The organism is Caldovatus aquaticus (assembly GCF_019458025.1).
Taxonomy (GTDB): Bacteria; Pseudomonadota; Alphaproteobacteria; order Acetobacterales; family Acetobacteraceae; genus Caldovatus; species Caldovatus aquaticus.
On record NZ_JAHZUY010000004.1, the window covers coordinates 77,920 to 102,118 of the forward strand.

21 protein-coding genes and 2 tRNA genes are annotated in these 24,199 nt (G+C 70.1%); 1 reads left to right on the forward strand and 22 read right to left on the reverse strand.

All coding sequences use genetic code 11. From position 1 onward, the window contains the following. Positions 1-3 precede the first annotated feature (3 nt). The 22 genes from K1J50_RS03200 to K1J50_RS03305 all read right to left on the reverse strand — a co-directional run bounded on the left by K1J50_RS03200 (position 4) and on the right by K1J50_RS03305 (position 23,405). Positions 4-771: a biotin--[acetyl-CoA-carboxylase] ligase gene (locus K1J50_RS03200; protein WP_220115994.1), complete on the reverse strand. Its 768-nt coding sequence runs from the start codon at positions 769-771 to the stop codon at positions 4-6. Continuing rightward, a complete protein-coding gene (gene nuoN / locus K1J50_RS03205) occupies positions 768-2,222 on the reverse strand; it encodes an NADH-quinone oxidoreductase subunit NuoN (protein ID WP_220116052.1) in 1,455 nt (484 codons plus the stop codon). The genes K1J50_RS03200 and nuoN overlap by 4 nt, the downstream gene beginning before the upstream one ends. Next, a complete protein-coding gene (locus tag K1J50_RS03210; protein WP_220115995.1) occupies positions 2,222-3,745 on the reverse strand; it encodes an NADH-quinone oxidoreductase subunit M in 1,524 nt (507 codons plus the stop codon). Before K1J50_RS03210 ends, nuoN begins: the two co-directional genes overlap by 1 nt. Further along, positions 3,745-5,661: an NADH-quinone oxidoreductase subunit L gene (gene nuoL / locus K1J50_RS03215; RefSeq protein ID WP_220115996.1), complete on the reverse strand. Its 1,917-nt coding sequence runs from the start codon at positions 5,659-5,661 to the stop codon at positions 3,745-3,747. The genes K1J50_RS03210 and nuoL overlap by 1 nt, the downstream gene beginning before the upstream one ends. Positions 5,662-5,670: 9 nt before the next feature. Beyond that, positions 5,671-6,000: an NADH-quinone oxidoreductase subunit NuoK gene (gene nuoK, locus K1J50_RS03220; protein WP_456304549.1), complete on the reverse strand. Its 330-nt coding sequence runs from the start codon at positions 5,998-6,000 to the stop codon at positions 5,671-5,673. Continuing rightward, positions 5,981-6,682 (reverse strand): NADH-quinone oxidoreductase subunit J, encoded by a 702-nt coding sequence (locus K1J50_RS03225; protein ID WP_220115997.1) that lies wholly within the window; start codon positions 6,680-6,682, stop codon positions 5,981-5,983. The genes nuoK and K1J50_RS03225 overlap by 20 nt, the downstream gene beginning before the upstream one ends. Before the next feature lie 11 nt (positions 6,683-6,693). Continuing rightward, complete coding sequence (gene nuoI / locus K1J50_RS03230) at positions 6,694-7,185, reverse strand: NADH-quinone oxidoreductase subunit NuoI (RefSeq protein WP_220115998.1); 492 nt, start codon at positions 7,183-7,185, stop codon at positions 6,694-6,696. 61 nt (positions 7,186-7,246) lie between these two features. Further along, the gene (nuoH, locus tag K1J50_RS03235) at positions 7,247-8,257 is read right to left on the reverse strand and encodes an NADH-quinone oxidoreductase subunit NuoH (RefSeq protein ID WP_220115999.1); all 1,011 of its coding nucleotides are present in this window, start codon (positions 8,255-8,257) and stop codon (positions 7,247-7,249) included. Between the two features lie 9 nt (positions 8,258-8,266). Then, complete coding sequence (gene nuoG / locus K1J50_RS03240; protein ID WP_220116000.1) at positions 8,267-10,336, reverse strand: NADH-quinone oxidoreductase subunit NuoG; 2,070 nt, start codon at positions 10,334-10,336, stop codon at positions 8,267-8,269. 6 nt (positions 10,337-10,342) lie between these two features. Further along, entirely contained in the window at positions 10,343-11,656 is a 1,314-nt protein-coding gene (nuoF, locus tag K1J50_RS03245) for an NADH-quinone oxidoreductase subunit NuoF (RefSeq protein WP_220116001.1), read from the reverse strand. 10 nt (positions 11,657-11,666) lie between these two features. After that, positions 11,667-12,305 carry a complex I 24 kDa subunit family protein gene (locus tag K1J50_RS03250; RefSeq protein WP_220116054.1) on the reverse strand — a complete coding sequence of 213 codons (639 nt, stop codon included), beginning with the start codon at positions 12,303-12,305 and terminating at the stop codon, positions 11,667-11,669. Positions 12,306-12,343: 38 nt separating this feature from the next. Next, positions 12,344-13,645 (reverse strand): NADH-quinone oxidoreductase subunit D, encoded by a 1,302-nt coding sequence (locus K1J50_RS03255; protein WP_220116002.1) that lies wholly within the window; start codon positions 13,643-13,645, stop codon positions 12,344-12,346. Beyond that, positions 13,642-14,343: an NADH-quinone oxidoreductase subunit C gene (locus K1J50_RS03260; RefSeq protein WP_408869358.1), complete on the reverse strand. Its 702-nt coding sequence runs from the start codon at positions 14,341-14,343 to the stop codon at positions 13,642-13,644. The genes K1J50_RS03255 and K1J50_RS03260 overlap by 4 nt, the downstream gene beginning before the upstream one ends. After that, positions 14,336-14,893, reverse strand: coding sequence for a NuoB/complex I 20 kDa subunit family protein (locus K1J50_RS03265; protein ID WP_220116003.1), 558 nt, complete (start codon positions 14,891-14,893; stop codon positions 14,336-14,338). Before K1J50_RS03265 ends, K1J50_RS03260 begins: the two co-directional genes overlap by 8 nt. 7 nt (positions 14,894-14,900) lie before the next feature. Then, positions 14,901-15,269 carry an NADH-quinone oxidoreductase subunit A gene (locus K1J50_RS03270; protein WP_220116004.1) on the reverse strand — a complete coding sequence of 123 codons (369 nt, stop codon included), beginning with the start codon at positions 15,267-15,269 and terminating at the stop codon, positions 14,901-14,903. 258 nt (positions 15,270-15,527) lie between these two features. Beyond that, positions 15,528-15,604: transfer RNA gene (locus K1J50_RS03275), tRNA-Asp, on the reverse strand. 120 nt (positions 15,605-15,724) lie between these two features. After that, positions 15,725-15,796 (reverse strand) — tRNA-Val (locus tag K1J50_RS03280). Positions 15,797-15,947: 151 nt separating this feature from the next. Continuing rightward, a complete protein-coding gene (locus K1J50_RS03285) occupies positions 15,948-16,220 on the reverse strand; it encodes an HU family DNA-binding protein (RefSeq protein WP_220116005.1) in 273 nt (90 codons plus the stop codon). Positions 16,221-16,466: 246 nt separating this feature from the next. Further along, a complete protein-coding gene (gene lon / locus K1J50_RS03290; protein WP_220116006.1) occupies positions 16,467-18,896 on the reverse strand; it encodes an endopeptidase La in 2,430 nt (809 codons plus the stop codon). A 215-nt stretch (positions 18,897-19,111) separates the two neighbouring features. Then, a complete protein-coding gene (gene clpX / locus K1J50_RS03295; protein WP_220116007.1) occupies positions 19,112-20,368 on the reverse strand; it encodes an ATP-dependent Clp protease ATP-binding subunit ClpX in 1,257 nt (418 codons plus the stop codon). A 199-nt stretch (positions 20,369-20,567) separates the two neighbouring features. Further along, on the reverse strand, positions 20,568-21,218 hold the full coding sequence (gene clpP / locus K1J50_RS03300; protein ID WP_220116008.1) for an ATP-dependent Clp endopeptidase proteolytic subunit ClpP: 651 nt from the start codon (positions 21,216-21,218) through the stop codon (positions 20,568-20,570). A gap of 579 nt (positions 21,219-21,797) precedes the next feature. Next, complete coding sequence (locus K1J50_RS03305) at positions 21,798-23,405, reverse strand: ABC transporter substrate-binding protein (RefSeq protein WP_220116009.1); 1,608 nt, start codon at positions 23,403-23,405, stop codon at positions 21,798-21,800. 130 nt (positions 23,406-23,535) lie between these two features. Between K1J50_RS03305 and K1J50_RS03310 the strand changes: the two genes are divergently transcribed. Beyond that, a complete protein-coding gene (locus K1J50_RS03310) occupies positions 23,536-24,195 on the forward strand; it encodes a DsbA family oxidoreductase (RefSeq protein ID WP_220116010.1) in 660 nt (219 codons plus the stop codon). The last annotated feature ends 4 nt before the right edge of the window (positions 24,196-24,199 follow it).

Consider the following 24,199-nt stretch of genomic DNA (forward strand, 5'->3'; position numbering starts at 1 on the left):
GGGTCAGACCGCCTCCACCTCGCCCGTCCGCACCGCGCGGATGCCGCCGTCGGGGCCGGCGAGCAGCAGGCTGCCATCCTCGCCGAGCCCTGCAAAGGCGCCTGCCGCCCCGCCGACGGCGAGCGGCGTGCCGAGCCGTGGCCCCCGTGCCAGCCAGGCCTCGCGGACCGGTGCGAAGCCCTGATGCGCCAGGATCCGCCGCCAGCGGTCGAGGGCGGAGAGGAGCGCCGCTGCGCAGGCCTCCGGCGCCGGTGGCGGCGCGGCGCCGAGGGCTGCGAGCGAGGAGGTCGGCCGGCCGTCGGGCAGGACCGGGGCGTAGGCGAGGTTCGCGCCGATGCCGAGGGCGAGCCAGGCCGCGCCGCCGCCCGGCCGCGTCGCCGCCTCGGCGAGGATTCCCGCGAGCTTGGCGCCCTCCTCGCCGGCCAGCACGTCGTTCGGCCATTTGAGCCGGAGCGGCGGCGCCCCCGGCGGCAGATGCGGCGCCAGTACCTCGATCAGCGCCACCGCCGCGAGCAGCGCCCAGCGCGTCGCGTGCCGCACGGGCCCGCCCGGGCGCAGCAGGACCGAGAGGTGCAGGTTGCCGGGAGGCGATTCCCAGCCGCGCCCCTCCCTTCCCCGCCCCGCCGTCTGGCGCCGGGCGAGCACGGCCAGCCCCTCCGGCTCCCCGGCCTCCGCGGCGCGGAGGACCGCGTCCTGGGTGCTCGGCAACTCCTCATGCACCCGCAGCCGCCAGACCGGCGCGGCGGAGCGCGGCGGCGGCCGCGCCGTCACCCCGCGATCGCCGCGACCGCGGCCTGCGCCGCGGCGAGAAGCGGCCCCGGCGCGACGGAGAACAGGGCGGTGAACAGGCCGGTCGCCGCCATCACCACGGTGAGGCTCGCCGGCCGGGCGTCGAGCGCGCCTGCCGCGCCCGGCGCATCGAAAAACATGACGCGCACGATCCGCACGTAATAGTAGGCCGCGACCACGCTGGTGAGCACGCCGATGACCGCGAGCCAGACATAGCCGCCCTCGATCGCCGCGCGGAACACGAAGAGCTTCGACCAGAAGCCCGCGAGCGGGGGCACGCCGGCCATGGCGAACATGAAGACCAGCATCCACACCGCCATGCCGATGTCGCTGCGCGCCAGGCCCGCGAGGTCCTCGATCTCCTCGACCGGCCTGCCCCGGCGCCGCATCGCCGCAAGCACCGCAAAGGCGCCGATCGTCATCAGCAGGTAGATCGCCATGTAGAACAGCAGGGCGCGCACCCCCTCGCTGCGCACCGCCGGATCCGCCGAGGCCGCGGCCACCAGGCCGATCAGCGCGTAGCCGACGTTGCCGATCGAGGAGTAGGCCATCAGCCGCTTGATGTTGCGCTGGCCGATCGCTGCGAAGGCGCCGAGGATCATGGATCCGGCCGATACCAGCCACAGCACCTGCCCCCACTGCGCGCTGAGCTCGCCGAAAGGCTGCGTCAGCACGCGCGTCAGCAGCGCGACCGCGGCAAGCTTCGGGGCCGAGGCGAAGAAGGCCGTGACCGGCGTCGGCGCCCCCTCGTAGACGTCCGGCGCCCACATGTGGAACGGCACCGCCGAAATCTTGAAGGCGAGCCCGGCGAGGACGAAGACGAGGGCCGTGACCAGGCCGAGCGAGGCGGCATGCTCCGCCGTCAGCGCCTCCGCAAGCCGGTCGAAGCTGGTCGTGCCGACGAAGCCGTACACCAGGCTCATGCCGTAGAGCAGCAGGCCGGAGGCGAGCGCGCCGAGGACGAAGTACTTCAGACCGGCTTCCGCCGAGCGTTCGGAGTCCCGGTTGAAGGCTGCGAGGACGTAGGCGGCGAGCGACTGCAGCTCGAGCCCGAGATACAGCGTCATCAGGTCGTTCGCCGAGACCATCAGCATCATGCCGATCGCGGCGAAAAGAATGAGGACCGGATACTCGAAGCGCGCGAGGTCGCGGTCGGTCTGGTTGAAGTCGAGGGCGAGCGTCAGCGCGAGCGCCGCGCCGATCAGCACCAGCACCTTGGAGAAGCGCGCGAAGGCGTCGGACACGTACTGTCCAGCCAGGGCGGCGCCGTCTCCCTGCCCGAGCACCAGCACGCCGGCGAGCACCAGCGCCCCGATCACTGCCATCGAGATCGGGAAGAACATGTCGTGCCGTCGCGGCAGCACGCCGGCGCCGAGAATGGCCAGGCCGGCGCAGGCGAGCGCCGCTTCCGGCAGCGCGAGCGTCCAGTTCATCATCGGACGACGGTCTCCGCGAAGCGCTGCGCGGCGCCGACCGCGGCCTCGTGCTGCTGGACGAGGGCGGCGACGCTGGTCTCGAAGAAGGAAAGGAAGGACTGCGGGTAGACGCCCATCCAGAGCACGAGCAGGACCAGCGGAGCGAAGACCGCGTGCTCCCGGGGGCTCATGTCGAGCAGCCCTTTGAGGTCCTCGCGCGTGATGCGCCCGAACGCCACCCGCCGGTAGAGCCAGAGCGTATAGGCCGCGCCGAGCACCATGCCGAGCGCCGCCCCGAAGGCGAGCCAGAAGTTCGTCCGCATCGCCGAGACGATGACCAGGAACTCGCCGACGAAATTGGCGGTGCCGGGCAGTGCGACGTTGGCCATCGAGAACAGCATGAACACCGCCGCGAAGGCCGGCATCACCTTCGCCACGCCGCCGTAGCGCGCGATGTCGCGCGAGTGGACGCGGTCGTAAAGCACGCCGACGCAGAGGAAGAGGGCGGACGAGACCACGCCGTGCGCCAGCATCTGGAACACCGCGCCGGACAGGCCCTGGTGGTTGAAAGTGAAGATGCCGAGCGTGACGATCCCCATGTGGGCCACGGACGAGTAGGCGATCAGCTTCTTCATGTCCTCCTGCGCCAGGGCGACGAAGGAGGTGTAGACGATCGCGATGACGGACAGCGCGAAGATCAGCGGCGCGAGCTCCGCTGCCGCGTGCGGAAAGAGCGGCAGGGAGAGGCGCACGAAACCGTAGCCGCCGAGCTTCAGAAGCACGCCGGCGAGGATGACGGAGCCCGCGGTCGGCGCCTCGACATGCGCATCCGGCAGCCAGGTGTGCACCGGCCACATCGGCACCTTCACCGCAAAGGCGGCGAAGAAGGCGAGGAACAGCCAGATCTGGTAGCGCGGGTCCACCCCGGTCTGGATCAGCGTCGGGATGTCGGTCGTGCCGGCGTTGTGCCAGAGGAAGATGATGGCGAGCAGCATGAGCAGGCTGCCGGCCAGCGTGTAGAGGAAGAACTTGAAGGCGGCGTACACCCGGCGCGGCCCGCCCCAGATCCCGATGATGAGGAACATCGGGATCAGGACCATCTCGAAGAACAGAAAGAAAAGCAGCAGGTCGGTCGCGCAGAAGAAGCCGACCATGGCCGATTCGAGCACGAGGAAGGCCGCCATGTACTCGCGCACCCGGTGTTCTATGCTCTCCCAGGACGCAAGGACGCAGAGCGGCGTCAGCGCGGTGCAGAGCAGGACGAACAGCACCGAGAGACCGTCCACGCCCATCGCATAGGCCACGCCGTAGTCGGGCAGCCAATCGAGGCGCTCGACGAACTGCAACTCGGCCGAGGACCGGTCGAAGCGGAACCAGAGGATCAGCGACAGGCCGAAGGCGATGAGGCTGGACCAGAGTGCCGTCCAGCGCGCGTTGGAGGCGATCACCCGCTCCTCGCCGCGCACCAGGGCGATGATGAGCGCACCGGCGAGCGGCAGGAAGGTGACGAGCGAGAGGATCGGGAAGCCGGCGGCGTTCATCAGCGGGTGGTCCCGAGGTAGAGCAGCGAGACGAACAGGACGAGGCCAATGATCATGGTGAAGGCGTAGCTGGCCACCCGCCCGGTCTGGATCCGCACCGCGCCGCGAGCGGCGTCCACGGCGAGCGCCGCCGCGCCGTTCGGCACGCCGTCAATGATGCGCTGGTCGCCGACGCGGAAAGCGATGCGCGCAATCGCCAGGGCCGGCCGGACGAAGATCGCATCGTACAGTTCGTCGAAGTACCACTTGTTCAGAAGGAACAGGTAGAAGCCCCGGAAGGTCGCGGCGAGCCTTTCCGGCACGCCGGGCGCGAACATGTAGAGGACGTAAGCCAGCGCGATGCCGGTGAACCCTGCCACGGTCGGGGCCAGCGGCACCCACGCCGGAACCTCGTGCATGTCGTGCAGGATGTGGTTGTGCGGCGCGTTGTGGATCGAGCCGGCCCAGAACTCCTCCCAGGCGTGCCCGATGAAGAACGGCGCGAAGAGGTATCCCGTCAGCACCGCGCCGGCGGCGAGCAGCAGCAGCGGCACGAGCATCACGAGCGGGCTCTCATGCACATGCGCCATCACATGCTCGTCGGCGCGCGGCGCGCCGTGGAAGACGAGAATGAGCAGCCGCCAGGAATAGAAGGCGGTGAGGAAGGCGGCAACTAGGCCGAGCAGGAAGGCGAGCATGCCGGTCGCCGAGTGCGAGGCGAACGCGGCCTCGAGGATCGCGTCCTTCGAGTAGTAGCCCGCGAAGATCGGAATTCCCGCCAGCGCGAGCGAGCCCACCCACATCACGGCATAGGTCACGGGAACCCTGGTCCAAATCCCGCCCATCTTCCGGATGTCCTGCTCGTCGCTCATCGCGTGGATGACCGAGCCGGCGCCGAGGAAGAGCAGCGCCTTGAAGAACGCATGGGTGAAGAGGTGGAAGATGGCTGCCTGGTAGGCGCCCACCCCTGCGGCGAAGAACATGTAGCCGAGCTGCGAGCAAGTGGAGTAGGCGATCACCCGCTTGATGTCGTTCTGCACGCAGCCGACGGTCGCGGCGAAGAACGCGGTTGCCGCGCCGACCACGGTGACGATGGCGAGCGCGGTCGGCGCGTACTCGAACAGCGGCGACATGCGCGCGACCAGGAACACGCCCGCCGTCACCATGGTCGCCGCGTGGATCAGGGCCGAGACCGGCGTCGGTCCCTCCATCGCGTCCGGCAGCCAAGTGTGCAGGCCGATCTGCGCCGACTTGCCGCAGGCGCCGAGGAACAGCAACACCGCGATCAACTCGAGCGCCGGCACCCCAAGGAAACGGTCGCCGAGGTGCTGGTCCACCGCGCCGAAAATCGCGGTGAACTCCAGGCTGCCGAAGGTCCAGAAGGTGAGCGCGACGCCGAGCATGAAGAACAGGTCGCCCACCCGGTTGACGACGAACGCCTTGATCGCGGCAGCGTTCGCGCTCTCGCGCTCGTACCAGTAGCCGATCAGAAGGTAACTTGCGAGGCCCACCCCCTCCCAGCCGAAGAAGAGCTGGACGAGGTTGTCCGCTGTCACCAGCATCAGCATCATGAAGGTGAACAGCGAGAGGTAGGCGAAGAAGCGCGGCTGCGTCGGGTCGTGCGCCATGTAGCCGACGCTGTAGAGATGGATCAGGAAGGAGACGAAAGTCACCATCCCGACCATCACTGCGCTCAGCGTGTCGTAGCGCAACGCCCAGGACACCTCGAGCCCGCCGGTCGCGATCCAGGCGGCGATCGGCACCGTTGCGGGGTTGTGCCCGAAGGCCACGTCGAAAAACGCCGGAACGCCGCAGGCCGCCGCGAGCGCCATGCAAACCACGGTGGACCAGCGCGCCGCAATCGGGCCGATCCAGCGGCCGAGGAAGCCCGAGATGCACGCCCCGAGGAGCGGGAAGAAGACGGCGCCGACGTACATGCTGCTGCCTCAGCCCTTCAGGGTCGAGATGTCCTCGACCTCGATGCTGCCCTTGTTGCGGAAGTAGATCACCACGATGGCGAGGCCGATCGCCGCCTCGGCCGCAGCGACGGTCAGCACGAACATCGCGAAGACCTGGCCTGTCAGGTCGTTCAGCGCCGAGGAAAAAGCGACGAGGTTGAGATTGACGGCGAGCAGGATCAGCTCGACCGACATCAAGATGACGATGACGTTCTTCCGGTTGAGGAAGATGCCGAAGATGCCGAGGACGAACAGGATCGCCGCGACGATCAGGTAGTGCGCGAGGGTGATCGCCATTTCAGTGGTGCCCTCCGCCATGGCCGTGGCGTTCGGGTTCCGACAAGGCCTCCCGCTCCTCCGCCGCCGGCGGCGGGCGCAGGATGCCGATGTTCTTGAGCCCGGCACCGATCGGCACCTGGCGCAGGACCACTGTCTCGGCCGGAGCGCGCGCAACCTGGGCTGCGATGACCTGCCGGCGCGTCCCGGGACGCTCTCGGAGGGTCAGCACGATCGCGCCGATCATCGCGACCAGCAGTATGACGCCCGCTGCCTGGAACAGCAGCACATTGTCCGTGTAGAGGATGCGCGCCAGCGCCTCGGTGTTGCCGACGGTCGCGCCGGGGTTCGGGCTCAGGCGCAACCCGGGCGCCTCCGGCGCGAACCGCCAGGACCCGAGCACGAAGAGCAACTCGACAAGCAGCACGCCGCCGACCAGGGCGCCGACCGGCGCATAGCGCTGGAAGCCTTCGCGCATCCGGGCAAAGTCCACGTCGAGCATCATCACCACGAACAGGAACAGCACCGCGACGGCGCCCACATAGACGATGACGAGGATCATCGCCAGGAACTCGCCCCCCGCGATCAGCATCAGGCCCGCAGCGTTGAAGAACGCGAGGATGAGGAACAGCACGGAATGCACGGGATTCCGGGCAACGACGACCATCGCCGCCGAGGCGATGAGCACGGCGGAGAAGGCGTAGAAGGCGACGGCGGCGAGCATTCCCGGCAGCCTCAGCGGTAGGGCGCGTCGAGCCGCAGCCGTTCGGCGATGATCGGCTCCCAGCGGTCGCCGTTCTCGAGCAGCTTTTCCTTGTGGTAGATCAGCTCCTCGCGCGTCTCGACGGCGAATTCCAGGTTCGGACCCTCGACGATGGCGTCCACCGGACAGGCCTCCTCGCACATGCCGCAGTAGATGCACTTCACCATGTCTATGTCGTAGCGCGTGGTGCGGCGGGAGCCGTCCTCGCGGGGCTCGGCCTCGATGGTGATGGCAAGCGCGGGGCAGATCGCCTCGCACAGCTTGCAGGCGATGCAGCGCTCCTCCCCGTTCGGATACCGGCGCAGCGCGTGCTCGCCCTTGAAGCGAGGCGAGAGCGGATAGCGCTCATAGGGGTAGTTCAGCGTCACCGCCGGCTTCGTGAAGAAGTACTTTAGCGTCAGCATCATGCCCGAGAGCAGCTCGGAAAGCAGCATGCTGCGGGCGACGCGGTCGAGTGCAGCCATCTCTCTCACCTCGCGACGGGACGCCGCAGGGCAGTCCCGTCCCTGGATTCGGCGGGCGCGTTCATGCCGGCAACCAGCCGGTCAGCTTGAGCAGCGCCGCGGTCACCACCAGCCAGAACAGGCTGAGCGGCAGGAACACCTTCCAGCCCAGGCGCATGAGCTGGTCGTAGCGGTAGCGCGGGAAGGTCGCGCGCACCCAGATGAAGACGAAGACGAAGAACGCCGTCTTCAGGATGAACCACACGACCCCGGGGATCCAGGTGAAGGGCTCGACATGCAGAGGCGGCTGCCAGCCTCCCAGGAACAGGATGGCGGTCATCGCCGACATCAGCACGATGTTCGCGTACTCGCCGAGGAAGAACAGCGTGAAGCCGATCGTGCTGTACTCGACGAAGAATCCCGCCACCAGCTCGCTCTCGCCCTCCGGCAGGTCGAAGGGGGCGCGGTTGGTCTCGGCGAGCGCGGAGATGAAGAACACGACGAACATCGGGAAAAGCGGGATGAAGAACCACACCCGCTCCTGCGCGCGCACGATCTCGTTCAGATTCAGCGAGCCGGCCCAGAGCAGCACGGTGACGATGACGAAGCCGATCGAGACCTCGTAGCTCACCATCTGCGCCGCCGAGCGCAGCGCTCCGAGGAAGGCGTATTTCGAGTTGCTGGCCCAGCCGGCGATGATGATGCCGTAGACGCCGAGCGAGGAGATCGCGAACAGATAGAGCACGCCGACGTTGATGTCCGCCGCCGCCCACCCGTCCGCCACCGGGATCACCGCCCAGGCGATCAGCGCGAGCGTCACGGTGATCATCGGCGCGAGCATGAACAGCACGCGGTTCGCGCCGGTCGGGATCACCGTTTCCTTGAACATCGCCTTCAGCGCGTCGGCGAAGGGCTGCAGCAGGCCGAAGGGCCCGACCACGTTCGGCCCCTTGCGGAGCTGCATGGCGGCCAGCACCTTGCGCTCGGCCCAGGTGACGTAGGCGACGGCGATCAGCAGCGGAACCAGGATCGCGAGCGAGTGCGCGACCGTGATCGCGACCTGTCCGACGGGCGAGGCGAGGAAAGCGTCCATGTCCGCGCCTCACTCCGCCGCCAGCTTCGCTGGCGCCGCGCCGCCGTAGATCCGCGCGCACTCCGCCATGGTATCGGAAGCGCGGCTGATGGCGTCCGCCTGGTAGTAGTTCGTGATCGGCAGCACGAAGGGGCTCTCGCCCAGCGCTGCGGGGTCGCCGGCAGGACCGCGCGTGTCCGCGCAGCCTCGGCGCTCCAGCGTCCCGATCGTGCCGAAGACCGGGTTCGCCCCGGCCAGGCGCGCGCGCAGCGCATCGAGGTCGTCATAGGGCAGGCGCTTGCCGATGCCTTCGCTGAAGGCGCGGACGATCTTCCAGTCCTCGCGGGCCTCGCCGGGCGGAAACACCGAGAGATAGCCGCGCTGCACCCGGCCCTCGGTGTTGACGTAGGTTCCGTCCTTCTCGGTGTAGGCGGCACCGGGCAAGATCACGTCGGCGCGTGAAGCGGCACGGTCACCGTGATGCCCCTGGTAGATCACGAAGGTCGAGGGCGGGATGCGCGCCGGATCGAAGCCGTCCGCGCCGAGCAGCCAGAGCGCGTCCACGTCCCCCGCCAGCATCGCGGCGAGGTCCTTGCCGCCCTCTCCCGGCACGAAGCCGAGGTCGAGCGCGCCGACCTGGCCGCCGAACAGGTGCAGCAGGTTGAATCCGTGCCAGTCCGGCCTCAGCATCCCGGTTTCGGTCGCGAGCTGCCAGGCAGCCGCCAGCACCGCCGCGCCGTCGGCGCGCGCGACCGCGCCGCGGCCGAGGATCAGCATCGGCCGGTCCGCCTTGCGCAGCGTCTCGGCGAAGGGGTGCGCGGCGCCGAGCAGGGCGCGCAGCGCCGCCGGCCCCTCCCCCAGATGCGCCGCCGGATAGGTGAGGTTGACGCCGTGCGGGCCGATGTATCCCACCGGGAAGGGCCTGCCCGCGATGGCGCGCTTGCGGATGCGGGCGTTGAGCACCGGCGCCTCGACGCGCGGATTGCTGCCGATGATCAGCAGCGCGTCCGCCTCCTCGATGCCGGCGATCGTGGTGTTGAACAGGTAGAAGTCGCGGCGCGAGGCGTCGAGCGCCGCGCCGTCCTGCCGGCAGTCCAGGTTCGCGCTGCCGAGCGCCGTCATCAGGTCCTTCAGCGCCACGACCGACTCCGCGTCCGCCAGGTCGCCCGCCACCGCGCCGATCCGGTGCCCGGGCAGCGCGGTGAGCCGCCGCGCTATCGCCGCGAAGGCCTCCGGCCAGGTCGCCGGCAAGAGCCTGCCGTCCCTGCGTACCCAGGGACGGTCGAGCCGGCGACGCTTCAGCCCGTCCAGCGCGAAGCGGGAGCGGTCGCCGAGCCACTCCTCGTTCACCGCGTCGTTGGTCCGTGGCAGGATGCGCAGCACCTCCGGCCCCCGGCTGTCCACCCGGATGTTGCAGCCGACCGCGTCCAGGACGTCCACGCTGTCGGTCTTGCGCAGCTCCCAGGGGCGCGCGGCGAAGGCATAGGGCCGGCTGGTCAGCGCGCCGACCGGGCAGATGTCGATCAGGTTGCCGGAGAGTTCGGTGCGCAGCGCCTGCTCGACGTAGGTGCCGACCTCCATCGCCTCGCCGCGCCCCGTCGCGCCGAGCTCCGGCACGCCGGCGACCTCCTGCGAGAAGCGGATGCAGCGGGTGCAGTGGATGCACCGCGTCATGATGGTCTTGATCAGCGGCCCGACGTACTTGTCCTTCACGGCCCGCTTCGCCTCGCGGTAGCGCGAGCGGTCCATGCCGTAGCCGTAGGCTTGGTCCTGCAGGTCGCACTCCCCGCCCTGGTCGCAGATCGGGCAGTCGAGGGGGTGGTTGATCAGCAGGAACTCCATCACCCCGCGGCGCGCGTTGCGCACCATCGGGCTGTCGGTGCGGATCACCATGCCGTCGGCGACCGGATAGGCGCAGGAGGCGATCGGCTTCGGCGCCTTCTCCAGCTCGACCAGGCACATGCGGCAATTGCCGGCGATCGAGAGCCGCTCGTGGTAGCAGAAGCGCGGGATCTCCTTGCCCGCCGCCTCGCAGGCCTGGAGCACCGTCGCGCCGTTCGGGACCTCGACCTCGATCCCGTCAACCGTGACCTTCGCCATCGCGCGCTACTCCGCCGCCATCGGCAGCGCCGGCTGCGGCGAGCCGTGCCGCGCCCTGTACGCCGCGATGCGCTCTTCCATAAGCGGCCGGAAGTGGCGGATCAGCCCCTGCACCGGCCAGACGCCGCCGTCGGCGAGGGCGCAGATCGTGTGGCCCTCGATCCGGCGCGTCACCTCCTCGAGCACGTCGATCTCCTCGATCTCCGCGCGTCCCTCGACCATGCGCTCCATCACCCGCCAGACCCAGCCCATGCCCTCGCGGCAGGGGGTGCACTGGCCGCAGCTCTCGTGCTTGTAGAACTTGGACAAGCGCGCGATCGCCTTGATGATGTCGGTGGACTTGTCCATCACGATCACGCCCGCCGTGCCGAGACCCGATTTCACGTCGCGCAGCGCATCGAAGTCCATCAGCACGTCGTCGCAGATGTGCTTCGGGATCAGCGGCGTCGAGGACCCGCCCGGGATCACCGCGAGCAGGTTGTCCCACCCCCCGCGCACCCCGCCCGCGTGCCGCTCGATCAGCTCGCGCAGCGGAATGGACATCTCCTCCTCCACATTACAGGGCCGGTTCACGTGGCCCTGGATGCAGAAGATCTTGGTGCCGTGGTTCTTCGGCCGCCCGAAGCTCGCGAACCAGGCGGCGCCGCGGCGGAGGATCGCCGGCACCACGGCGATGGTCTCGACGTTGTTCACCGTGGTCGGGCAGCCGTAGAGCCCGACCGCCGCCGGGAAGGGCGGCTTCAGGCGCGGCATGCCTTTCTTGCCCTCGAGCGACTCGATGAGGGCGGTCTCCTCGCCGCAGATGTAGGCGCCGGCGCCGCGGTGGACGTGGAGGTCGAAGTCCCAGCCGCTGCGCGCCGCGTTCCGGCCGAGCAGCCCGGCCTCGTAGGCCTCGCGGATCGCGGCCTCGAGCACGACGCTCTCGTTGTAGTACTCGCCGCGGATGTAGATGTAGCCGGTGTTAGCCCCCATCGCGAAGCCGGCGAGCAGGCAGCCCTCGATCAGCAGGTGCGGATCGTGGCGGATGATGTCGCGGTCCTTGCAGGTGCCCGGTTCGGACTCGTCCGCGTTGACGACGAGGTAGTGCGGCCGCCCGTCCGACTGCTTCGGCATGAACGACCACTTGAGCCCGGTGGGGAAGCCGGCGCCGCCACGGCCGCGCAGGCCGGAATTCTTCACCTCCTCGATGATCCAGTCGCGCCCCTTGGCGATCAGCGCGGCGGTGTTGTCCCAGGCGCCGCGCCTGCGCGCGGCATGCAGCGACCAGGGCTGCAGGCCGTAGAGGTTGGTGAAGATGCGGTCCTTGTCGCTCAGCGCCATCGCTGCGCCCTCACTCCCCCGGCACGTCTAGCAGCGTGGTGCGCTCGCCCTCCGGTGCGCTCGCCTGGCGGCCGATGACGCTGCCGGGCCTCGGCCGCTCGCCGCGCCGCAGCGCCTCGATCAGCCGCACCGTGCTCTCGTAGTCGAGATCCTCGTAGTAGTCCAAGTCCACCTGCAGCACCGGCGCGTTGACGCAGGCGCCGAGGCACTCGACCTCGCTGAGCGTGAACATCCCGTCGGCGCTGGTCTCGCCATAGGCCTTGATGCCGGTGGCGTCGCGGCAGGCCCGCGCCACCTCCTCGGCGCCGCGCAGCATGCAGGGCGTGGTGCCGCAGACCTGCAGGTGATGGCGCCCGATCGGACGGGTATTGAACATGAAGTAGAAGGTCGCGACCTCGTAGACGCGGATCGGCGGCATGCCGAGCCGCGCCGCGACCACGTCCATCGCCGCCTTCGGCACCCAGGCGCTGCCGGTCTGCCGGCGCATCTGCTCCTGCACCAGCCACAGCAGCGGGATCACCGCGCTCGCCTTCCTCGTCTCCGGATAGCGCGCGAGGATGCCCGGAATCCGCCGCTCGCTCTCCTCGTCGAAGGCGAAGTGCGCCGGCTGGTGCCGCTCCGCCTCGTCCGCCGCCTGGGTCGCGCCGATGCCGCCGCCGTTCTCGGGCGAGGCGCCGCTGCCGCCACTCACCGGTCAATCTCCCCGAAGACGATGTCGAGCGAGCCGATGATCGCCACCGTGTCGGCGAGCATGTGGCCCTTGGAGAGGGCCTCGAGCGCCTGCAGGTGCGCGTAGCCCGGCGCGCGGATCTTGCAGCGATAGGGCCTGTTGGTGCCGTCGGCCACCAGGTAGACGCCGAACTCGCCCTTCGGCGCCTCGGTCGCGGTGTAGGTCGCGCCCGCCGGCACGTGGTAGCCCTCGGTGTAGAGCTTGAAGTGGTGGATCAGCGCCTCCATCGAGCGCTTCATCTCGGCGCGCGGCGGCGGCACGATCTTGTGGTCCTGGATCTTCACCGGGCCGGGCCGCATGCGGTCCAGGCACTGCTCGACGATCCGCAGGGACTGACGCATCTCGTGCATGCGGACCAGGTAGCGGTCGTAGCAGTCGCCGTGCCGCCCGACCGGCACCTCGAACTCGACCCGGTCGTACATCTCGTAGGGCTGCGCCTTGCGCAGGTCCCAGGCGCAGCCGGAAGCGCGCAGGCAGGGGCCGCTGAACCCCCAGGCGATCGCCTGCTCCGGCGTCATCACGCCGATGTCCACGGTGCGCTGCTTGAAGATGCGGTTCTCGGTCAGCAACCCCTCGAGATCGTCGAGGAAGGAGGGGAACCGTCGCGCCCAGTCCGCGACGCGGTCGAGCACCTGCGGCGGGATGTCGCGCGAGACGCCGCCGGCGCGGAAGTAGTTGGCGTGGTAGTGGCTTCCCCCCGCCGCCTCGTAGAATTCGAGGATCGCCTCGCGCTGCTCGAAGCCCCACAGCGCGGGCGTGATGGCGCCGACGTCGAGCGCGAAGGTGGTGACGTTGAGCAGGTGGTTGGCGATGCGCGTCAGCTCCGCATACAGCGTGCGGATCCATCGCGCGCGCTCCGGCACGTCCTGCTCGATGCCGAGCAGACGCTCCACCGCGAGCACGAAGCTGTGCTCCATGCACATCGGCGAGACGTAGTCCAGGCGGTCCATGTAGGGCATCGCCTGGAGGTAGGTCTTGTACTCGATCAGCTTCTCGGTGCCGCGGTGCAGCAGGCCGATGTGCGGGTCGGCGCGCTCCACCACCTCGCCCTTCATCTCGAGGATGAGACGCAGCACGCCGTGCGCGGCCGGGTGCTGGGGGCCGAAATTGATGGCGTGGCTGTCCACCTCCACCGTGCGCGTCGCGGCCGACGGTTCCTCCGCGCCGGGGGGCGCGGCCGGCGGCTCGTGCAGTGCGAGGCCCGCGGCAGCGCCCCGGACCTGGCCACCCCCGGCGGCGATGTGGCTGCTGCCGCTCATTGGCTGGGACCCTCCAGGCGATCCGGCGGCGCCTGCCCCCCGAGGCGCTCGCGGCTGGCGTGCACCTTCTCGTCGCCGGGCAGCGTCGTCATCGCCTCCCACGGGGAAAGGAAGTCGAAATTGCGGAAGTCCTGGGTCAGCTTCACCGGCTCGTACACGACCTGCTTGCGCTCCTCGTCGTAGCGCACCTCGACATAGCCGGTGAGCGGGAAGTCCTTGCGCAGCGGATGCCCCTCGAAGCCGTAGTCGGTGAGGATCCGCCGCAGGTCGGTCTGGCCCTCGAAGACGATGCCGAACATGTCCCAGGCCTCGCGCTCGTACCAGGTGGCGCTCGGCCAGAGGTCCTTCACGCTCGGCACCGGCGTCGCCTCGTCGGTCTCGACGATCACGCGCAGACGGCGGTTCCAGGAGAGGCTCAGCAGGTTGTACACCACGTCGAACCGCCGCGGCCGCCCGGGCCAGTCCACGCCGCAGATGTCCACGCACTGCTCGAAGGCGAAGCGCGGGTCGTCGCGCAGCAGCGCCATCACCGGCAGCAGCGCCTCGCGCCGCACGCGCAGAACCAGCTCGGCGCCGCGCTCGATCTCGACCGACTCGAGCGCACCCGCCGGCGCCGCCTCCGCGATCGCGGCGCCGAGCGCGCGCAGGGGCGCCGTCGCCTCCCCCGCCGCCGTGGCCGTCAGCTCGCCCTCAGCCACGGAGGATCGTCCCCGTCCGGCGGATCTTCTTCTGCAGCTGCAGGATGCCGTACACGAGCGCCTCCGCCGTCGGCGGGCAGCCCGGCACGTACACGTCCACCGGCACGATCCGGTCGCAGCCGCGCACGACGCTGTAGGAGTAGTGGTAGTAGCCGCCGCCGTTGGCGCAGCTCCCCATCGAGATCACCCAGCGCGGCTCCGCCATCTGGTCGTACACCTTGCGCAGCGCCGGGGCCATCTTGTTGGTCAGCGTCCCCGCCACGATCATCACGTCCGACTGGCGCGGGGAGCCGCGCGGGATGATGCCGAACCGGTCGAGGTCGTAGCGCGCCATGTAGGCGTGGATCATCGGCACCGCGCAGCAGGCGAGGCCGAAGGTCATCGGCCACAGGCTGCCCGTGCGCGCCCAGTTCACCACCCGGTCGAGGCTGGCGACGATGAAGCCCTTCTCCTCGATCTCGCCGGTGATGCCCTTGACGACCGCGTCCTGCTCCGGCCCGGGCGGCAGGTGCTCGCGGTTCCAGGCGATGGCGTCGGTCGCACCGCTCATCGCATCGCTACTCCCACTCCAGGGCGCCTTTGCGCCACTCGTAGAGGAACCCCACCGTCAGGACGAGCAGGAAGGCCATCATGGACCAGAAGCCGAACCAGCCGATCTCGCCGAGCCCGACGGCCCAGGGGAACAAGAAGGCGACCTCGAGGTCGAAGATGATGAAGAGGATCGCCACCAGGTAGAACCGCACGTCGAAGCGCCGGCGCGTGTCGCCGAACGGCTCGAAGCCGCACTCGTAGGGCGAGAGCTTCTCCGGGTCGGGCTTCCGCCGCGCCAGGAGGAGGTTGCCGCCGACCATGGCGGCCGCGACCCCGCCGGCGATGACGAGGAAGACCAGAATCGGGAAGTAATCGGCCAGCAGAGGCTGGGTCATGCAGCGCGCTCGCTCGTTTCGGCCAGCGGTACGGCATTGGGCCGCGGAACAGCGTCCGCGCCGCAGCCTCGCCGCGGTGCAGCGCGGCGGACATTAGCCCTGCCCCGCCTGCCGCGCCATAGGGGGGCGTCTTGCACAGTGCCCGAATGTGCGCAGGAGCACCCAAACCGGGAAGGGAAAAACCGGCCCTTCTGCGCCCTTCGCGCCGCTCCCGCCCTCCTTGGCGGGGCCATCTCCGCCAGGGAGAAGCGGCACGGGTGGCGCGAGTGACGGGGCTCGAACCCGCGACCTCCGGCGTGACAGGCCGGCGCTCTAACCGACTGAGCTACACCCGCATTGCCCGTGCAGTCAGGCGCGCGCGGTTTAGGGCGCTGGCGCGGGACGTGTCAAGGCGGCATGCCGCGCGCCGCGAAAGCACCCTCCGGCCGTCGTGGGCGCCGTGTTCGCCCCGGGCATGGGCACTGACGGATTCGAACCGCCGCCATCCTCGGTGTAAGCGAGGCGCTCTACCGCTGAGCTAAGTGCCCGCCCTCATCCCCGGGCCGGGACCGGATTCGCCGGCTCGCCTAGCGGCGCCGGGCGGAAATGCAAAGGGCCGGCAGAAGCCGGCCCTTCGGAACGTCACCCCCTCCCCGCCGGCGCGACAGGTTGCGCGGCAAGAGTGCGGAGCTGTGCCGCTCAGTTCACCGCTTCCTTGAGAGTCTTGCCGGCCTTGAACCGCACGGTGGTGCTGGCGGGGATCTTGATCTCCTCGCCGGTCCGCGGGTTGCGGCCCTTGCCGGCCTTGCGCCGGGAGGTGCTGAAGGTGCCGAACCCCACGAGCCGCACCTCCTGCTTCTTCTTCAGCGACTTCTGGATGGCGTCGAAGACGGCGTCCACCACCTCTCCCGCCTTCGCCTTCGGCAGATCCGCGGCATCCGCAACCGCGGCGATGAGATCCTGCTTGTTCATTCGGGAACCCCCCTCTCTGCTCTGCGGCGGCAAGGCAGGACCGATTCCCCCGGGCCGCGCTGCTCCGCGCAGTCTAGGTAAGGGAATTCCTCGCCGTCAATCGGAAGGGGGCCGATTCGGCCCGGATTTCCGCCATTCCCCGCGAGCGCTGCGGCGCAAACGCAACGCCCGGGTGACATTCCGGGTCGCACCCGTGCGGGATGAGGGCGGGCCGGCTTGCCGCCGCCCCGCCCTCGCCCGTCGGCCTCAGTGCGGCAGCACGGCGCCGGGATCGGCGGTCGGGCGCGCCACGGCCGGGGGCGGCGCCGGAACCTCCTCCGGCTCCTCCCACTGGATCGGCTCAGGCTTGCGGACCAGGGCCCGCCCGATGACCTCGTCCACGTGGCTGACCGGGACGATCTCCAGCCCCTTCTTCACGTTGTCCGGGATCTCGGCCAGGTCCTTCTCGTTCTCCTTCGGGATCACGACGGTCTTCACCCCGGCCCGCAGCGCCGCCAGCAGCTTCTCCTTCAGCCCGCCGATCGGCAGCACCCGCCCGCGCAGCGTGATCTCGCCGGTCATGGCGATGTCCTTGCGCACCGGGATGCCGGTGAGGACGGAGACGATCGAGGTCGCCATGGCGATGCCGGCCGAGGGGCCGTCCTTCGGCGTCGCGCCCTCCGGCACGTGGACGTGGATGTCGCGCCGCTCGAACAGCGTCGGCTTGATGCCGAAGGTGGTGGCGCGCGAACGGACGTAGCTCATCGCCGCCGAGACGCTCTCCTGCATCACGTCGCCGAGCTTGCCGGTGTGCTGCACCTTGCCCTTGCCCGGCACGGTGACGCTCTCGATCGTCAGGATCTCGCCGCCCACCTCGGTCCAGGCGAGGCCGGTGACGACGCCGACCATGTCCTCCGCCTCGGCCTCGCCGAAGCGGAACTTGCGCACGCCCGCGTACTTCTCGAGGTTCTTGCGGGTGATCGCCACCTTCTTCGCCTTGCCGGAGACGATCTCCTTCACCGCCTTGCGGGCGAGCCCGGCGATCTCGCGCTCGAGGTTGCGCACGCCGGCCTCGCGCGTGTAGTAGCGCACCAGGTCGCGCAGCGCGTCCTCGCTGATGCTCCACTCGCCCTTCTTCAGGCCGTTCGCCTCGGCCTGCTTCGGGATCAGGTGGCGCTTGGCGATCTCGATCTTCTCGTCCTCGGTGTAGCCGGGGATGCGGATGATCTCCATCCGGTCCATCAGCGGCTGCGGCATGCGCAGGCTGTTGGCCGTGGTGACGAACATCACGTCCGAGAGGTCGTAGTCCACCTCCAGGTAGTGGTCGTTGAAGGTGGAGTTCTGCTCCGGGTCCAGCACCTCGAGCAGGGCCGAGGACGGGTCGCCGCGCCAGTCGGCGCCGAGCTTGTCGATCTCGTCGAGCAGGAAGAGCGGGTTCGAGGTCTTCGCCTTGCGCATCCCCTGGATGATCTTGCCCGGCATCGAGCCGATGTAGGTCCGCCGGTGGCCGCGGATCTCGGCCTCGTCGCGCACGCCGCCGAGCGACATGCGCACGAAGTTCCGCCCCGTCGCCTTGGCGATGGACTTGCCGAGCGAGGTCTTGCCGACGCCCGGAGGCCCGACCAGGCAGAGGATCGGCCCGCGGATCTTCGGCGAGCGCGCCTGCACCGCGAGGTACTCGATGATCCGCTCCTTGACCTTCTCGAGGCCGTAGTGGTCGGCGTTGAGGATCCGCTCGGCCTCGGCGAGGTCGTTCTTGATCTTGGAGCGCTTCTTCCAGGGGATGGAGAGCATCCAGTCGAGGTAGTTGCGCACCACCGTCGCCTCGGCGCTCATCGGGCTCATGGTGCGGAGCTTCTTGAGCTCGGCCAGCGCCTTCTCGCGCGCCTCCTTCGACAGCTTGGTGGCCTTGATCTTGGCCTCGAGCTCGGCGGCCTCGTCCTTGCCGTCCTCGCCCTCGCCGAGCTCCTTCTGGATCGCCTTGAGCTGCTCGTTCAGGTAGTACTCGCGCTGGGTCTTCTCCATCTGCCGCTTGACGCGGTTGCGGATGCGCTTCTCCACCTGGAGGACGCCGATCTCGCTCTCCATGTGGCCGAAGACCTTCTCGAGCCGCGCCGGCACGTTGACGGTCTCGAGCAGGTCCTGCTTCTCGGCGATCTTCAGGTTGAGATGCGCCGCCACCGTGTCGGCGAGCTTGGAGGGGTCGTCGATCTGATTGATCGAGACCAGCACTTCCGGCGCGATCTTCTTGTTGAGCTTGATGTACTGCTCGAACTGGGAGACGACGGTGCGCCCCAGCGCCTCCGCCTCGCGCGGGTCGGGGCCCGGCTCCTCGGCGAGGATCTCGGCGTAGGCCTCGAAATAGGCCTCCGTCTCCTTGTAGCCGGCGATGCGCGCGCGGCGCCCGCCCTCGACCAGCACCTTCACCGTGCCGTCGGGAAGCTTCAGGAGCTGCAGCACGGTCGAGACCGTGCCCACCTCGTAGAGGTCGGACGCGGCGGGATCGTCCTGCGCGGCGTTCTTCTGCGCGACCAGCAGGATCTGCTTGTCGTCGCGCATCACCGCCTCGAGGGCGCGCACGCTCTTCTCGCGACCGACGAAGAGCGGCACGATCATGTGCGGGAACACCACGATGTCCCGCAGCGGCAGGACAGGGAGGAGTTCGCCGCGGAGCGTTTCGGGAGACGTATCCGCCATCAGGACCTCGCATTCGACAGTCGGCGCCCGGCCCGCCCGGAGGGCGGCACGGGCGGGGCGCCGCGGGGTTGCCCGCTAGATGGGACCCCGGCGGACCCCTCACAAGGCCTTGCACGCCGCGCCAAGCGCCCAAGGCCGCCGGCGCAGCGCACACGCCCTGGCCGGACAGGTGGCGGGAGCCGCGCCGCCGGGCGGCGCCCCGCCGCAGGCGAGCCTCAGCCGGCGGACTGCTCCGCGGCCCGTTCGCCGTAGATGTAGAGCGGGCTGGCGCGACCCTCCGCGACCTCGCGGTTGACCACCACCTCCTCGACCTCCTCGAGGCTCGGCAACTCGAACATGGTGCCGAGCAGGATCTGCTCCATGATCGAGCGCAGGCCGCGCGCGCCGGTCTTGCGCTGGATGGCGCGCGCCGCCACCGAGCGCAGCGCGTCCTCGGTGAAGGTGAGCTTCACCCCCTCCATCTCGAACAGCCGCTGGTACTGCTTGAGAAGCGCGTTCTTCGGCTTGGTCAGGATCTCGATCAGCGCCTTCTCGTCGAGGTCGTCGAGGGTCGCCACCACCGGCAGCCGCCCGATGAACTCCGGGATCAGGCCGAACTTGAGCAGGTCCTCCGGCTCGACCTCCTTGAGGATCGCGCCGGTGCGCCGCTCGTCCGGGGCCCGCACCTCGGCGCCGAAGCCGATGCCGGAGCCCTTGCCGCGCGCGGCGATGATCTTCTCGAGCCCGGCGAAGGCGCCGCCGCAGATGAACAGGATGTTGGTGGTGTCCACCTGCAGGAATTCCTGCTGCGGGTGCTTGCGCCCGCCCTGCGGCGGCACCGAGGCGATCGTCCCCTCCATGATCTTGAGGAGCGCCTGCTGCACGCCCTCGCCGGAGACGTCGCGCGTGATCGAGGGGTTGTCGGACTTGCGGCTGATCTTGTCCACCTCGTCGATGTAGACGATGCCGCGCTGCGCCCGCTCCACGTTGTAGTCCGCCGCCTGCAGCAGCTTGAGGATGATGTTCTCGACATCCTCGCCGACATAGCCCGCCTCGGTCAGGGTCGTGGCGTCGGCCATGGTGAAGGGTACGTCGAGGATGCGCGCGAGCGTCTGGGCGAGCAGCGTCTTGCCCGACCCGGTCGGCCCGATCAGCAGGATGTTGGACTTCGCGATCTCGACGTCCGAGTTCTTGGCCCCGTGCGCGAGGCGCTTGTAGTGGTTGTGGACGGCGACCGAGAGGACCTTCTTGGCGTGGTCCTGTCCGATCACGTAGTCGTCCAGCACCTTGCAGATCTCGCGCGGGGTCGGCACGCCGTCCCGCGACTTGACCAGATGCGTCTTGTGCTCCTCACGGATGATGTCCATGCAGAGCTCGACGCACTCGTCGCAGATGAACACCGTGGGGCCGGCGATCAGCTTGCGGACCTCGTGCTGCGATTTGCCGCAGAACGAGCAGTACAGGGTGTTCTTCGAATCGCCGGACTTGCTCATGGGCACTCTCCGCTCGCCAGGGCGCCCAGGGAGGCACCCGGGGAGGCATGGTCTTGACTGTAGCCCCCTTGGCACCGGGGGGAAAGGCAATCGGCCGCGCGGCCGGCCCCGGCCGGGGCCGTGTGGCGCCCCGGCCTCATGGCGCGACCGTCACCGCCTGCGCCTCCGCCCCGGCCGCCCCGGGGCACGGACCGCTCATTCAGGGCTTCGCGCTGCCTTCGGCCGCCATGGAGGGCGGACGCTGCTCGACCACGTGATCCACCAGGCCGAAATCGCGTGCCTCCTCGGCCGACATGAAGGTGTCGCGATCGAGCTTGCGCTCGATCAGCTCGATCGGCTGGCCGGTGTGCCGGGCGTAGATCTCGTTCAGCCGCTTGCGCAGCGTGAGGATCTCGCGGGCCTGGATCTCGATGTCGGCCGCTTGGCCCTGCGCCCCGCCCGAGGGCTGGTGGACCATGATCCGGGAATTCGGCAGGGCGTAGCGCTTGCCCTTCTCGCCGGCGCAGAGCAGGAGCGAGCCCATCGAGGCCGCCTGCCCGATGCACACCGTGCTGACCGGGCTGCGGATGTACTGCATGGTGTCGTAGATCGCGAGGCCGGCGGACACCACGCCGCCCGGGCTGTTGATGTAGAAGGCGATGTCCTTGTTCGGGTTCTCGCTCTCCAGGAACAGCAACTGGGCGCAGATCAGGGCCGACACCTGGTCATATACCGGGCCGGTAAGGAAGACGATCCGCTCCTTCAGCAGACGCGAATAGATGTCGAAAGCCCGCTCGCCCCGCGCCGTCTGCTCGACGACCATGGGAACAAGGGCATTGGAGTAGATCTCGACCGGGTCGCGGTCACGCATCGTCTGTCCCTTCCTGCCCCGGCGGGTAATACCGGATCGCCGCCTGCCCGCGGACCGCCCGCGCCGCCGGGGGCGCGTTCTGATGTGGGGCGAGGCGTGGCGCCGGAAAAGGCCTGCCGGACAGCGGTCCCCGGCCCCTCCGGCACGAGCCCCGGCCGGCGGGCCGACCGTCCTCCACCCCGCCCGAATCCGTCGCGCCGCCGTCGGCAGCCTATGTGCCATTCCCCGACGCCGGCGCCAATGCCCGCCGCGGCGATGCAACGAGCGGCCGGGTCCTGGCGGCCGCCGGGCGTTCCCCGCCGGGCCGCGGTGCGGACCCCTGCGCGGTTCCGGTCGCCCCCCCCCGGCCCGGCCGCGCTGCCGGCACCCGGCCCCTGCGGCGTCGCGGCACGCCCCACGCTTGCGCCGCCCCGCCACCCCGGCCGCGTCCGCGCGAGCCCCGCCCGCCCAGGCCGGGCGCGCCCCGGCGCGGCTCTGCAGGCCTGATCCCGTCCGCGCGGCCCGCGGCGCCGCCTGGCCCGCGCTCGCGCCGGCCGGCGGGGCCTGTCCGACCGCCGGCGGCGTCGGGGCGCGGCCCGCCTACTCGGCCGGCCGCGCGTGGATCGCCGCGGTGTGGTTGATCGGGCTCGGGTCGTACACCACGCGGTCGCGCCAGCCGGCCCAGGTGTTGCGCAGGAAGATGACGGGCAGCACGCCCTTGTCCTCGAGCAGCGCCCGGGCCGCCTGCTGCGTCAGCGCCCGGCGCCGCTCCTCGTCCATCGTCGTCAGCGCCTGGCGCGCCGGCTCGTCCACCGCCGGGTTCGAGTAGCGCTGGCGGTTGAACGGCCCGAAGCCGAGCTCCCGGTTCTGCGTCATCACCACGTGGCGCAGCGGGTTGATCGTCAGGTAGGAGCTGAAATAGGTCATGAACAGCGAGAACTCGCGGTTCGTCGCCCGCGTGAACAGGTTGGCCGGCGGCAGCGCCTGCACCTGGGTCTCGATGCCGATGCGCGTGAAGGCCTGCGCGATCGCCTGCAGCAGGTTGTCGTCGAGCGGGAAGAAGCCGTTCGGGCCGTGGATCGTCATGCGGAAGCCGTCCGGCCAGCCGGCCTCCGCGAGCAGCGCCCGCGCCCGCGCCGGGTCGTAGGGCAGCGGCGGCAGGTCGGGGATGCGGTGCTCGGCGGCCGGAGCGGCGAACTGGTCGGCCGCGCGCGCCTGGCCCTGGTAGAGCCGCTCCGCGATCGCCTGCCGGTTGATGGCGAGCGACAGCGCCTCGCGCACGCGCCGGTCGGCGAGCGGGTTGCGCGCGAGCGGCCGGCCCTGCTTGTCGAACACGTGCGGCGAGGTGTCGCGCATCGAGTCCGGGAACAGATAGACGAAGGTGACGCTGTCCACCGAGAACAGGGCGAAGCGCCGGTCGCGCTCGAGGCGCGGGATGTCCTGCACCGGCACGTAGTCGATCAGGTCCACCTCGCCGGTCAGCAGCGCGGCGACGCGCGATCCGGCCTGCGGGATGTAGCGGTACACCACCCGCTCCCAGGGCTCGGCCGGCCCCCAGTAGGTCGGGTTGCGCGCGAGCTCGACGCGCTCGTTGTGGGCGAAGGCGACGAAGCGGTAGGGGCCGGTGCCGATGGCGAGGCGGCCGGAGTTGAAGTCCGCGGTGGCCGGCCAGTCGGGGCCGTGAACCCGCCGCGAGAGGATCACCGGCCCGGTCAGGTCCCAGGGCAGCAGCGGGTTCGGCTCGCGCAGGCGCAGGCGCACCGTCGCCGGGTCCACCACCTCGACGGCGGCGATGGTCCGCACCGCGGGGGTGAACAGCGCCGGGCTGTTCGGCACCGTGGGCACCCGGGCGAAGGTGAAGGCGATGTCGTCCGCCTCGAAGGGCGTGCCGTCGTGGAAGCGCACGCCCTGGCGAATCTTCACCTCCCAGGTCAAGTCGTCGAGCGGCCGCAGGCTCTCCGCGAGTCGCGGCTGGCGCTGCGCCCGGGTGTCGAGGTCGAACAGCGCCTCGAAGATCTGGCCCCGCAGCACCATGTTGTTGTTGGTGGTGTTGTGGTAGTGCGGGTCCATCGCGCTCGGCGGTGTCTGCGCCCCGATCGCCAGCGTGCGCGGCGCCTGCCGCTGCGGCTGCGCCGCCGCCCCGACCGCGGCGAGACAGGCGACGCCGAGCGCCGAGCCTGCGAGGACGAGCCGCCGGCTCCTGCTCATGATCCCTTTCCCTCCCTGCTGGCCCGCATGCTCCGCCGTCCCGGCCGCTCCGGTCAAGCGGGCGCGCCGGGCTGCGCCGTCCGATTCGGCGGTGGCACCCGCCCGGCCGGCCGGATAGGATGCCGCGGCCGTGAACCTGCTTTCGCCGCCCCGCGCCAACCTGCAGATCGAGGTCGTGTTCGACCTGGTCTGTCCCTGGTGCTTCCTCGGCACGCGGCGCCTGCGCCGCGCGCTCCGCGCCCGCCCGGACATCCTGGCCGAGATCCAGTGGCGGCCGTTCCTGCTCAACCCGGACATCGCGCGCGAGGGGGTGCCGCGCCAGGACTACCTCGTGCGCAAGTTCGGCGGCGAGGAGCGGGCGCGGCGGCTGCACGCCACCATCGCCGAGCTCGGCCGGGCCGAGGGCGTGCCCTTCCGCTTCGACCGCATCCGCCGCGTGCCGCAGAGCCTCGATGCCCACCGCCTGGTCCGCCTCGCCGCGCGCGAGGGGATGGCCGACGCGCTGGTGGACGCCCTGTTCGTCGCCTATTTCGCCGAGGGAGCCGACATCGGCGACCACGACGCCCTGGCCGCGATCGCCGCCGCGGTCGGCCTCGATCCCTTCGCCGTGCGCCGCCACCTCGCCAGCGGGGCGGAGGCGGAACAGGTGCACGCCGACAACCTCCGCGCCCACCGGCTCGGCATCAACGGCGTGCCCTGCTTCGTCATCGGCGGGCGCCACGCCATCGCCGGCGCGCAGGAGCCGGAGGTGCTGGAGCGGCTGCTCGACGTCGCGCTGGCCGAGGAGTGAGCCG